This is a genomic window from Methylobacterium sp. EM32 (genome assembly GCF_040593685.1).
In the GTDB taxonomy this organism is placed as follows: domain Bacteria; phylum Pseudomonadota; class Alphaproteobacteria; order Rhizobiales; family Beijerinckiaceae; genus Methylobacterium.
On the sequence record NZ_JBEXZS010000146.1, the window covers coordinates 1 to 12,415 of the forward strand.

At 67.3% G+C, this 12,415-nt stretch carries 9 protein-coding genes and 1 pseudogene; 3 read left to right on the forward strand and 7 right to left on the reverse strand.

Going from position 1 to position 12,415, the window contains the following annotated elements:
* Positions 1-290, forward strand: a pseudogene (locus tag ABZT49_RS19665) (UDP-glucose 4-epimerase GalE); the annotation flags it as partial.
* A gap of 169 nt (positions 291-459) precedes the next feature.
* On the opposite strand, the gene ABZT49_RS19670 reads toward ABZT49_RS19665, so the two are convergent.
* From ABZT49_RS19670 to ABZT49_RS19680, 3 genes are all read right to left on the reverse strand, one after another.
* Positions 460-2,193, reverse strand: coding sequence for a hypothetical protein (locus ABZT49_RS19670; protein ID WP_355288217.1), 1,734 nt, complete (start codon positions 2,191-2,193; stop codon positions 460-462).
* Between the two features lie 794 nt (positions 2,194-2,987).
* Positions 2,988-4,289, reverse strand: coding sequence for a glycosyltransferase family 4 protein (locus tag ABZT49_RS19675; RefSeq protein WP_355288219.1), 1,302 nt, complete (start codon positions 4,287-4,289; stop codon positions 2,988-2,990).
* Positions 4,290-4,318: 29 nt separating this feature from the next.
* On the reverse strand, positions 4,319-5,506 hold the full coding sequence (locus tag ABZT49_RS19680) for a glycosyltransferase family 2 protein (RefSeq protein ID WP_355288221.1): 1,188 nt from the start codon (positions 5,504-5,506) through the stop codon (positions 4,319-4,321).
* Here ABZT49_RS19680 and ABZT49_RS19685 point away from each other — a divergent pair.
* Positions 5,499-6,884: a polysaccharide biosynthesis/export family protein gene (locus ABZT49_RS19685; RefSeq protein ID WP_355288223.1), complete on the forward strand. Its 1,386-nt coding sequence runs from the start codon at positions 5,499-5,501 to the stop codon at positions 6,882-6,884. The genes ABZT49_RS19680 and ABZT49_RS19685 overlap by 8 nt on opposite strands.
* A gap of 351 nt (positions 6,885-7,235) precedes the next feature.
* On the opposite strand, the gene ABZT49_RS19690 is transcribed toward ABZT49_RS19685, so the two are convergent.
* Both ABZT49_RS19690 and ABZT49_RS19695 read right to left on the reverse strand, forming a co-directional pair.
* Positions 7,236-9,386, reverse strand: coding sequence for a Wzz/FepE/Etk N-terminal domain-containing protein (locus tag ABZT49_RS19690; protein ID WP_355288224.1), 2,151 nt, complete (start codon positions 9,384-9,386; stop codon positions 7,236-7,238).
* Between the two features lie 83 nt (positions 9,387-9,469).
* Entirely contained in the window at positions 9,470-10,159 is a 690-nt protein-coding gene (locus ABZT49_RS19695; RefSeq protein WP_355288226.1) for a sugar transferase, read from the reverse strand.
* A 401-nt stretch (positions 10,160-10,560) separates the two neighbouring features.
* Here ABZT49_RS19695 and ABZT49_RS19700 point away from each other — a divergent pair, with 401 nt between their 5' ends.
* Positions 10,561-10,899 (forward strand): hypothetical protein, encoded by a 339-nt coding sequence (locus ABZT49_RS19700; RefSeq protein ID WP_355288228.1) that lies wholly within the window; start codon positions 10,561-10,563, stop codon positions 10,897-10,899.
* Between the two features lie 36 nt (positions 10,900-10,935).
* Here the strand turns inward: ABZT49_RS19700 and ABZT49_RS19705 are convergent, their stop codons facing one another.
* Both ABZT49_RS19705 and ABZT49_RS19710 read right to left on the reverse strand, forming a co-directional pair.
* Positions 10,936-11,586 carry a response regulator transcription factor gene (locus tag ABZT49_RS19705; RefSeq protein WP_355288230.1) on the reverse strand — a complete coding sequence of 217 codons (651 nt, stop codon included), beginning with the start codon at positions 11,584-11,586 and terminating at the stop codon, positions 10,936-10,938.
* A 26-nt stretch (positions 11,587-11,612) separates the two neighbouring features.
* Positions 11,613-12,341, reverse strand: a complete 729-nt coding sequence (locus tag ABZT49_RS19710; RefSeq protein WP_355288232.1) for a sensor histidine kinase — start codon at positions 12,339-12,341, stop codon at positions 11,613-11,615.
* Between the last annotated feature and the right edge of the window lie 74 nt (positions 12,342-12,415).

A 12,415-nucleotide genomic window follows, 5' to 3' on the forward strand; every position in this document is an offset into this window, starting at 1 on the left:
TCGTGGCGCTCAACCACCTGCGCGGCGGGGGGACGAGCCTGACGCTCAATTGCGGCTACGGCCGCGGCTACTCGGTGCTGGAGGTGATCGACGTGGTAAAGTCGGTCTCCGGCGTCGATTTCCCGGTCACGCTCTCGCCGCGCCGGGCCGGCGACCCGTCGCGGATCGTCGCCGGAGCCGACCGCATCCGGGCCGAGCTCGGCTGGGTGCCGCAGCACGACGATTTGCGCCAGATCGTCACCCAGGCGCTCGCCTGGGAGGAGGCGCTGGGCCGGCGCAACCTGCGCTAAAACATTGCCCGACAAAGTGTATACCGGTTCGTCGCAAAAAATTCGACGAAACGAGGGTTGGAAAGCTTCGCGATTGCAAAGCGTTCGAGCGGCTCGATGGTGCGGTTGACGTCCGAGGTCAGCCCGGTCGGGCGGCGGACTTCGTTTCAGCGACATTCCTGAACGTCATTCAATGAGACGAAACGATATCTACGGTGGCAGGATTTCGGTCGATCAGAAGCCAGCCCGGACATCCCGACGCGTCGCATCGGCCATTGCCATCCCACTGCCAAACCAAGCCATTTGCGTGCCGCTGGCTCAGCAGGCCATTCAGGGCGGCTGTCATCTGGACCGTCGCGCCGTTCCGGTCGATGAGGATCCATCCGGGGCAGTTGCTGGCGTCGCAGGACGAGCGGCCATCCCACTTCCAGAGCTTGCCGTCCGCGTGGCGCTGGAACAGCGCTCCGCCGGCGGCGGAGATGTCGGCGGTCGCACCATTTCGGTCGATGAGCAGCCATCCCGGGCAGCCACTGGCGCTGCAGGACGAGCGACCGTCCCACTTCCAGAGCTTGCCGTCCGCGTGGCGCTGGAACAAGCCGCCGGCGTCGCCGACCGCTTGCACCGTCGCGCCGTTCCGGTCGATGAGCAGCCATCCGGGGCAGCCGCCGGCGTCGCATGACGAGCGACCGTCCCACTTCCAGAGCTTGCCGTCCGCATGACGCTGGACGAGCGTGTCGGCGGTCGCCGAGATGGAGGCGGTCGCGCCGTTCCGGTCGATGAGGATCCATCCGGGGCAGCCGCCGGCGTCGCAGGACGAGCGGCCGTCCCACTTCCAGAGCTTGCCGTCCGCATGGCGCTGGAAGAGGGCCTTGGATCCGGCGGCGATCGAACGCGTTGCGCCGTTCCGATCGATCAGGATCCATCCGGGGCAGCCGTCCTGATTGCACTGGCTGTAGGTATCCCAGGCCCAGATCTTGCCGTCCGCGTGACGCTGGTAGACGAGATTGTCCGATCCGACGACGACCTCCGCCGTGTTGGTGTTGCGGTCGATGAGCCTCCACCCGGGGCAGCCTGCAGCTCCGCAAGCGGCGCCGGTGAACATCCAGATGCTGCCGTCGCCGTGCCGTTGGGCCAGCCTCTGCTGTGGTGTGCCGTAGATCGACCGGGCTCCGGCGACGTCGTTGGGGGTCAGGGTCTGCCAAGCCGTGTTGCAGTAGCTCCACCCCATGATCGACGACGGGTCGACCGGGCTGAGCGAGACGAGGTTCGGGTCGCCGCCCTTGTAGCAGGACACGTTCGGCGGCCCGCCCGTCCGGTCCTGTTCGTGGCCGAACCCGAGGACGTGGCCGAACTCGTGCAGGATCAATCCGCGGAAGGACGCGCGCGTGGCAGCGTTGGTGTCCCAATCGCGTCTGAAACCCATCAGCAGTCCCGGCGGATCGTTCGGCGGTGGCTTGGTCCGCTCGGCCGCATTCGACAGGGTTGCCATGCCGGGCTGCAGTGTCGTCCCGTTGTTGCTCGCATCCCCGATTCGCAGGTAGGCCCGGACATGTCGCGCCGTGCCGGAAGTCGGGCAATCCGCCCACGATATGCGGAGGCGGGTTGCGGCGATCCATCCGCCCTCGATGGTCTCGCGGACGAAGCTCTTCGCACGGTCCTCGTCGGCCTGGCCGGTGAATCCATCCAGCTTGTGCCAGCACATCGGCACGAGGTTGCCGTTGTCGGTCCAGAACTTCGTCCCGCGAGACGCCACGAGCTCCGACTGGCTCGTACCGAGAGGCTGGGCCGTCGCCTCGGGCCTGTCGCCGAGGGACAGGCCGAGGACAAGGCCGACGAGGGGCGCCAGGGATGCGAAATGCCGGACGCTCGAAGTGCACAGCTTCCATCGCATGACCGTCTCCATCACCGTATGTTCGCCGATCATCGGGGCTCGTCGAAAGTGAGCAGGTCCTCGCGGATCCGAATTTGAAATCAAGCTCTTCGATGAAGATGCGCCCAGCGAAGACGCTAACGCGCGCCCAGGGATCAATCAGCAATCAAAAAATTTCGATATATCCTACGAAATCGGCATCAAAGTCAAATTATTAACGATAATATACCTTGAAAACCACAAAAAATCCAGACGCTCGCGTTGTCGCCGAGGATCATGACCAAGAACCTGTTTGACTGCAGGATGAATTTTATCCCACCCACGACCTCATCCTAAGGTGTCTGGCGATCTCAGATCGCACACGAAGTGAGCCTCGAAGGAGGCCTCCAGAGACCTCGGAGATTTCTGGAAGCCTCCTTCGAGGTCAGTCGATTGAAAATCGACTGATACCTCAGGATGAGGTCGTGGGTGGGAAAGGAAAAGCGTCTTTTGGTACTGGCTTTTCAAGTCAAACAGGGTCCGAGCAGGACGGGCGAGCGTAGCCCGACGGGTCATGGTTCGAAAGCAGCCCGGATGCAGAACCCTTAGTCGGTGCTACCGTATGCTCCACGCGTACACATCGAGCGGATCTTCCACATCACTCGCCGGCCGATCTTCTCTATCTACGACTCCGCTTTGATTGGCGTCATCCAATTGAAGGACGTCGCTCGAGAGATTACGACGTGTCTGGCCGATCGGCTGGCGGGACGAACTCTGCGGATCCCCGCTCTCGGTCCGCAACACCACTCCAGGGGACGCGACCACGCGCCGGAGGGACCGACCGGCGCCCGCCGGATCCTGCGGGGCGGTCAGGCCGGGCGACCGCCCGGCCGCCCGGTCGGGCGGAGCATCGCATGGCTGCGGTCCGGGCGCTTCTCCCGGGCGCGTGCGAGGACCGTATCATAGAGGTCGACGAGCTGATCGCACCACGCGTCCGGTCGCGGGGCGAGGACGGCAGAATGGGCGAACCCGGCCTCGCTCATCCGTTGCACGGCGACGTCGTCCCGGGCGAGACCCGCCATGGCGGCGGCGAGGGCTGCGCGGTCGTACGGGTCGCAGACCTGTGCACAGCCCAGGGCCTCGGCCTCGTGGGCGATGAGCGCGTGCTGCGAGACGAGCACCGGCACGCCGCTCGCCATCGCCTCGAGGGTCACGAGCCCGAACGTCTCGCGCCAACGGGTCGGAACCACCGCGAAGCGGACCGCGCCGACGATCCGGGCGATCTCGTCCGGTGAGCGCCAGCCCAGGATCCGCGCCCCTGGATGGATCCGCGCGAGTTCCTCCCGAAGCGGCCCGTCACCGACGATCGTCAGGGGCAGGCCGGCTTCGCGGGCGGCTGCGGCGACCACGTCGGGCCCCTTGTCGCGCTCCAGCCGCCCGACGAACAGAACGTCGCCGTTGCGCTCGGCCTCGACCCGCGTCGTTCGCCAGGGGACGACCGGATTCCGGAGCACGGCGATGCGGTCGCGGGCGGCGCCCCCCCGGACGAGGAGCGGGACCATCCCGTCATGGACCGCCAGCACGGTGGCGGGCGAGCGGGCAAGGTCGATCATGCCCTGTCGGACGGCGTGGCGCGCGACGCGCCAGAGCTTGTGGCCGTAGTGGCGCCGGTCGCATTGCGTCGTCAGGCAGGCCCCCGAAAGCGGCACGCGATCGCAGGCCGTCCCCGCCTGGAAATCGAAATGGCCGCCATTCGGGCAGACCAGGAAGTAATCGTGCGCCGTCATCACCAGTCGCTCCGCCACACGATGAAGGGGGCGGAACACCGAGGGAGACAGCACCTTGTGCCAGTTATGCAGGTGATAGACTGTACCGGGCGTGTCGTTCGCCCGGATCCACTCGGCGACGAAGCGCAGGGCCGGGAGGCTGAACACCCCTCGGGCCGCGGCCGCCGCACGCCCGCCTTGCATCAGGCTGAGGCCGCCGAGCGAATGGAGCTCGACGCCCGGCATCGCCCGCCACCGGTCGGCGCCCTCGGGCTCGGCACTGCCGTTGAGGATCGTCACCGGGATGTTGCGTCCGGCCAGCAACCGCACGGAGCGCAACGCGATGCCGGCTGCCCCGCCGCTCTCGACGGCGTCGTCGCTGAGAACCACCACCCTGTCGACCATCTGCGGATCCTCGTCGGGTAACAGCCGCCTCAGGGGAGGCGGACGATGCGGGTGGGATGCAGCCGGCCGCACACGAGGTCGGCGAGGGCGCTGATGTTGCCGGCGACCCGACCGCGGCGATCGATGTGCGGCTCGGGCCGGAGGGAGCGCGCCACGTTCATGGCGATGTTGCGCGCCATCAGCCAGACCGCCCGCGGCCAGGCGAAGCTGCCCTTGCCGACGAGGTAGAGGGGATTGGCGATCTGGGAGTAGCCGAAACGCCGGCCGGATTGCCGGCCGCCCTTCACCCCGAGATGGACCCCGACAGCCGGCCCGACCCGCTCCAGGTGCCCGAAGCGCGCGATGCGACGACTGAAGTCGACGTCCTCCAGCCAGCCGTACGCCGGCAGGGCCTCGTCGAACTCCAGGCCGCCCGCGCGGATTGCCGAGACGCGGAACGTCATGTTGCAGCCATAGGCATTGTAGACCGGGATCGAGGCAGCCGCACCGTTCCGGCCATCAAGGAAGCGCTCGGCATCCTCGATGGCGTAGCCTGCGCCGGTGATGCCGTCCGCCACGACGACCCCCGTCGCGCCGACGAGGCCCGGTTTCGCCAGGAAGGCCGCTTCGATGGATTCCAGGTAGGTATCGGCCGGCACGAAATCGTCGTCGAAGAAGCAGACCAGGTCGGCATCGTCCACGGCCGCCAGGATCGCGTTGCGCTGCCGCGTCAGCCCACGGTCCCCCACGAGGACGAGCGGTTCCTCCCCGTCCGGGACTGGATCGAGATCGGCCAGCGTCGGCACCGCCGCCACGACGATGTCGGGATGCCGGGTCTGGCGGCGAAGGCGCCGGAGCGTCTCCCGGGCGATGGCGGGACGCCCGGCGGTCGCAATCCCGACCGCGATCCGCAAGGGGCGCCGCCGGTCTCCCGCCGGCGCAGCGGCGGGCAGGCCCATCCCGCCCGACGAGATCGTCCCGAGGCCGCCGGCGTCGCGCAGGCGATGAAACCAGTCGATCAGCGTGATTCCGGCCAGGAGGCCGTAGACCCAGACGAAGCCGAGCGCCGCGCCGGCCAGGCCCGCGACCTCAAACGCCAGGTGCGACCGGACCGAACCCAGCTTTCTCGTGCCGTTCTTTAACAAGACGACAGCAGTCATTGCCAGATATCCTTTTGCTATCTGCCGATATTCCGCCAACATACAAGCATAAACGACGTATTTATACAATATGTCCATTGACACCATCTTGCATATATTTGATATTCCTCACGTGCCGCAGGCACGGAGACGAGAGGCGAGATCTGCCATGTTTCGACGTTCCCTTCTGTGCGCGGTGGCGATGGCGAGCGCACTGGCCGGTCCGGTGGCCGCGGCCCCGGAGGCCTATCGCCTCGGCCCCGAGGACCGTGTCCGCCTCAAGGTCACCGAATGGCGTGCCGCCCGTGGCGAGAGCTACGAATGGGAGGCGCTGACCGGAGAATTTCTCATCGATGCCGGCGGCAGACTGGCGCTGCCCCTCCTCGGCGAGGTCAGCGCAGGCGGGATGACGACGAGCGAGCTGTCCGGCCTCGTCGCGGAGGCGCTCCAGCGGCGAGTTGGCCTCGTGTCCCGACCGGACGCCTCGGTCGAGGTCGCCCAGTTCCGGCCCTTCTTCGTCGTGGGGCAGGTGGACAAACCCGGCGCCTATCCCTACCGCCCCGGACTCACCGTGCTCCAGGCCGTCAGCTTGGCCGGCGGCCTCTACCGCGAGGTGCCCATGGGGGCGCAGCGCCTCGCCCGCGAGGTCATCAATGCGCGGGGTGAACTGCGCGATCTCATGATCGAGCGCAGTGCCTTGCTGGCGCGCCGCGCCCGGCTCCAGGCCGAGACGCGGGGGGATGCGGCGATCACCTTCCCGGAGGCGGTGACGGAGGAGCGCAAGACGATCCCCGCCGTCGCCGACGCCATGCGTGAGGAGGAGGCGCTGTTCGAGGCCAGGCGCATCGCCCTGCGCTCGCAGATCGATGCGCTGACGCAGGCCAAGCTCCTGATCGACGCCGAAATCGGTACGCTGCAGGAGAAGGCCGTCACGCAAGACCGTCAGCTCGGGCTCGCGCGCAAGGAACTCGACAACATCAACGCGCTGATGCAGCGCGGCCTGGCGATCAGCCCGCGTCAGCTCGCCCTCGAGCAGACCGTCGCCCAGATGGAGAGCGCCCGCCTGGACATCGCCCTGGCGATCTCCCGGTCGCGCCAGGACATCAGCCGCAACGACCGGACCATCCTGGACCTGCGCAACCAGCGCCAGAGCACGGTGCTGATCGACCTTCGCGAGACGCAGACGAAGCTCGCCAAAATTCAGGAGAAAGCGGAGACGATGCGCGCCCTGCTGATCGACAGCGAGGTCACGGCCCCGCAGGCGATCCTGGCCCGCCGGATCGCCGAACGCCGGCCGATGACCTACGCCCTCGTGCGGCGGGAGGCCGATGGCGTCCGGGAGATCGCCGCGAGCGAGACCGAAACGGTTCAGCCCGGCGACGTCCTCAAGGTCGAAGGACCGCTCCCCGACGAGACTCCGCCGCGGAGCCGGGTGGGGGCCGACACCACTGCGACGGTCGTGGGACGGGGCGGCTGACGCGGCGCGCGGGCGCGTCATCCCGGGGCCTCGCCCGGGACCGTGCCCGAGAGCCTGTGCGGCGCAGGGCCCCGCCCTGCCCGCACCCGTGCGAAGCCGGTCGCCGGGGGGCGACATGATCCGGAAGCGCTTCACGAACGCGCCCCGTCGAGAACCGTGCGGCGTGCCGTCGGCCGGGCCGGAGAACCGGCCGAAATCCTCGATCGGACCGCGTCGGATGAGACAGGACTCCATCACGCCTCACTGTGTCGGGGGGCTAAGGCCGGACTTCGCGGCGGCAATACGGTCGATCCGGCGGTGCCGGCGGAGCGACGTGGGGCAGGTCCCGCTCGGCAGAGCCGCCGTCGCGCCTCAGACCGCCCGGGCCACCGCTACGCCGTCGCGCACCTTGTTCAGGACGACGCCGAGGAGCCGGCAATACGCGGCATCGAGCGCCACGGCCGCCAACTCGACCCCGTCGCGCTCCGTTGCGCCCCAGGTGGCGACGAGAATCATGCCGTCGAGAAGCCGTCCGACGGCCCGTGCATCGGTCGTCGCCTGCATCGCGCTCAGATCCAGCACGATCAGGTCATAGGCGTTCGCCACCCGGTTCAGCATCTCGTGCATCTGGGTGGAGCGCAGGATGTCGCTCGACTGCGCCGGCCGGGTGCTGAACACCGTGGGCAGGATGTCGAGATTTGGGACCCGGGTCGGGAGGATGGCATCGCGTCCGTCGGCCAGCATCTCCAGGAGCCCCTCGGTCGCGCCGGGCGCGAGCTTCCGAGTGAGGGAGCAGTCGAGGAAATCCGCATCGACGAGGAGGGTCCGGCAATTCGCTTGCGCCGACAGGCACGCCAAGTTGAGGGCGACGCTGGTCTTGCCCTCGCCGCTGGACACCGAGGTAATGCCCAGCGTCCTGACCGTGCGCCCTTCCCGGGCGATGTCGAGGGCGATCTTCACCCCCCGGAGCGCGCGGGTATAGTCCGAGAAGGGCGCGTCGACCGCCTCCAGCCCCAGGGGCCTTCCGCGGCCGCGAAGGCGCGTGCCGACCGCCGGGAGCAGGGCGAGGCAGGACAGGCCCGGAACCCGCTGAAGATCGGCGACGCTGCGAACGGTTTGGTCGAGCGTGTGGCGGACCGTGCTGATCGCGATGCCGAGGAGCAGGCCGACTGCGGCGCCGAGGGCCAGCGTCAGCTTCCCCCGCGGGCTGCTCTTGTCGAGCGGCGTCGCTGCGGGGGCGATCACCCGGGCGCCCGTGACGGGCAGCGTCTCCTTCTGGACCGTCTCCGACAGCTTCTCGAGGAGGTTCTGGTACATCCTGCGATAGCTCTGCGCCTGCGCCTCCAGCTCGGACAGCGTCACGCGGGCCAGACGGCGGCGATCGGCCTCGCCGATGAGCTGGCGGATCCGCGCTTCGATGCCGCGCTCGCGGCCCACCGCGATGTCGTGGTCGCTCAGGTAGATCTGCGCGATGCGCCGGACCTCCGTCGTGACGTCGCGCTCCGCCTGCTCCACCTCGCGCTGCGCCGCGATGACGGAGCTGTGGTCCGCGCCGTAACGCTCGCGCGCCTCGGCCTCGCGCTGGGCAGCCTCCTGCTGCCTTTGCCGCAGGTTGGTCATCACCTGGTTGTTCAGGATCTCGGCCACCGCCGCCCCGCTGGTCCCGGCCTGGAGAACCGCCTGGATGCGGGCGAGACGCGCGGAGGCCTGGGTCGTTTGCGCCCGTGCCGTCACGAGCTGGCTATTCATCTCGCTCAACTGCTGCTCGACGAGCAGCCCGCCGGGCCCACTCGCCAGATCGTTCCGGATCTTGAAATCTTCGACGGCCCGGGCGCTCCCATTGAGCTCCACGCGCAAGTCGCTGATCCGTGACTGGAGCCATTCGGCGCCGCTGCGGGCAACCCGCGCTTTGGCGTCGAACTGATCGCGCAGATAGGCGTCCGTGTAGGCGTTGGCGATCTCGGCCGCACGCTCGGGGCGGAAGGCCTGCGCGGTGATTTCAATGACGTAGGACTGGCCGACGCGCCTCACCCCGACGCGACGGGTCAGGATCGCCGTCGCGACCCGCCACCGCTCGGTGTCGGTGTCCTCGGCGGCCCTGGCGGGCGTCTCCGGCGTGCCGCGCAGCCAGCTGAGCCAGCCATCCTCGCGCTGGAACTCGGGGTCCTGGCTCAGGGCGAGCGCCTTGACCACGGACGAGGTGATCCGTTCTGAACGCAGCAATTCGACCTGACTCTCGACCTGGGCGTTGTCGAGGGTGAGATCCAGCATGCCCGACTCGAATGACAGCAATTGCTGCTGCCGCTGAGGCTCGATCAGGAGCTGTGTCGACGCCGAGTAGACTGGGACGCTCAATGTCACGAACGCGCCCGCGCCGAAGACGCAGAGTCCGACGCAGGCCGCGATGACGGGCCAGGATTGACGCAGGACACTTCCAAACGACCGCAGGGTGATCGGTGGGGCCGACGGCCCCGATCCGGAGCCGGACATCGGTAATTGCACAGGGTCGACGCGCAGCATCATCCGTCCTCGTCAGACGACAGAGCAAGACGTGCCGCCCGATCGGGGCGGCACACTCCAAATTTTTAAGACGATCTTATATTATTTCAGTACACGCCGCGTGATTTGATCACCGCCGGAACCGTCTTCATGATGATGATGAGATCGCTGGTGAGCGACCACGATCTGACGTATTGCGAGTCCATGTGGACACGCTGCTCGTAGCTGACGTCGTTGCGACCGCTGCATTGCCAGGGGCCGGTCAGGCCCGGGCGCACTGCCTTGTAATCCGCGAAGGCGAGCCCGTAGCGCTTGATCTCGTCGGCGACGATCGGACGAGGGCCGACGAGGCTCATCTCGCCGCGCAGGATGTTGAAGAGCTGCGGGAGTTCGTCGAGGCTGGTGTCCCGAAGGACGCGACCGAGCGGCGTCACCCGGGGATCGCGCTTCAGCTTATGGGTCTCCTGCCACTCGGCCAAGGCCTCGGGATGGCTGGCGAGATGCCGGGACAGCGCCGCATCGGCGTCCCGCACCATGGTGCGGAACTTGAGGCACGGAAAACTGACGCCGTTCCGGCCGATGCGACGATGGCGGATGAGAATCGGCCTGCCCTCCATGATCAGCACGGCGAGGGCGATCATGCCGAGAAGGATGCCGAACACCGCCAGTGCGCTGCCCGCGGCGGCGATATCGAGCGCACGCTTCGCCCGGCTGAGCGCCGGTGCCGTCACGGCGCGGTCGCGGGCCACGTCGTTCAGCGGTATCGCCGTTGCTTCCGCGGAGCGTTCAACGAGCATGACGCACCTCCCATCCGAATCGAGCATTGGGCAACAGGACAGTCGGGCAAGCCATGACGCGAAGAGCGTCGCCGCGTCCGGATTGAGACGCCGCTGACGAGCGGCCCGAACGATTAGGCGGCAGCTACCAGGCGGCGCACCAAAGCTTGCCTTGATGATTTATTAACTATCTATCTCTAGGCTGATTGAGGAGTCGGGGATGGCAATCGACGCGTAGGAATATTGCTGTGTTTGTCAGGTTTTTCCGCCCACGGACGCTCGTCGCTCGGGTATCGTCGCGCTGATTCGGCCCGCAGGGGATCCGATCGGGTCCGGAACGGATCTTTGCGCTCATGCGGTCGTTGGAAGCGGGCAGCTGAGGATCGCATCAATCCAGGCAGACCACGGATCTGGAGTTCTCCATGGTGCTCTACGCAACTTGCCTTGTGGCCGCGGGCACCTTGCTCGGGACTTTCGCGCGGCTGCCGGTCCTGTTGGCGGTACTGAGTGCCGTGATCGTGGCGCTCGTCATCGGCGCGGGATTGAGCCTCGTCGGCATCGCCAACCCGTCCTCGACCGCCGCCAACGTCGTCGTGGCGATCGTCGCAGTCCAGGTAGGCTACGGCGTCGGCGTCATTCTGCGAGCCATGCGAGAACGCTCCCGCGCGCCGAATCCTGATCCCGCGGTCCAGACGCCGACCGACAGGCCCCTACCGGACCCGCGTATCGCGGCCCGCCGCACCAACCATCCCGGCCCCTGACACGCGCGGATCGCTCGGCCGGGCTCGCCCGACCGCCTACAGGACGTTGTGATACCATCCTTGCAGGATGGCATACTGCACGATCTTGGACCTCGAACGAAGGTCGAGCTTTTCGCTGGCCCGCGTCTTGTAGGTTTCGACCGACTTCGTCGTCACGCCGAGCTTGGCTGCGACTTCCTTGTTGGTGAAACCGAGGGCGATGAGGCGAATGACGTCGCGCTCCCGGTCGGTGAGCGGCAGGGCACCGCGTTCGACACTGCCGCTCGTGCGCGGGCCGACGAGATCGCTCGCCGGCAGGCATCGTTCCGCGATGGCGGGATCGAGGTAGAGTCCGCCGTTGCTCACGGCCCTGATCGCCTGGGTCAGGTTGTCGCCAGCCGAATTCTTCAGGACATAGCCTCGCGCGCCGGCACCGAGCGCTTGCCGCACGTAAGTGGGATCGTCATGCGCGCTCAGCAGCACGACATGCGTCGGTACCGCCTCGGACACGAGTCGCTTCGTCACAGCGATTCCGTGCATCTCCGGCATCGAGATGTCGAGGAGCGCGATGTCGGGACGCGTCTCCAGAATCAGGGCCAGGGCCCGGCGTCCGGTATTCGCCTCGCCAACGATCTCGATATCCGCCGCCTTCGTCAGGAGCATGTAGATGCCGGCGAGGAACACCGGATGATCGTCGGCGATCAGCACCCGGCACTTCGTTCGCAGATCCGGACTCATCGTGCCGAACTCCGCACCGGAACCTGGACTCGGACCAGTGTTCCAGTGCCGGGCGTCGAGTGGATCAGCAGCTCTCCGCCCACGCGCGCGGCCCGTTCCTGCATCCCCCGGATCCCCCAGCCGCCCCGCGTCCCGGGCCGGGGAGGTGTCCCGGCGTCGAACCCCGCACCATCGTCCGAGATCGTCATCGTCAGCTCGGACTTGTGGACATGCAGATGAAACCTGACGAAAGTCGCATCGGCGGCATGTTTCATGGTATTCGTCAGAGCTTCCTGCGCGATACGAAACAGTGCCACCTCGAGGTCCGTCGGGAGAGAAGGCAGACGGGATGCGTCGGCCGTGAATTCGACCGTGCCTCCGCTTTGTCCGGCCCAATCGTCGAAGAGCATCTGGAGCGTCGGGATCAGACCGAAGGTGTCCAGGCCTGGCGGACGCAGATCCGCGATGGTGCGGCCGATGTCTTGCGCGAGTTCGTCGACGAGGTCGGTCAGCGCGCCGATCTTGCCCGCGTCAGCCGGCGCCAGATCCTGCTTCAGGATGTGCAGGCCGAGCTTGATGCAGGCGATCTGCTGCCCCGTCTGGTCGTGGAGGTCGCGGGCCAGGCGCAGCCTCTCCTCCTGACGAGCCTGCTCCAGCAGCGTCCAAGCCGCATCGCGGTCGCCGACAGCCGAGGTCCATCGCGCGACCGGCAGGGTCGAGGCGCGATGCCGCCACAGGGTGGACAAGGAGCGCACGTGTCGGACGAGGGTCGCGACATGCAACCTGAGGACGAGAATCGAAGTATATTTTCTACCAACGC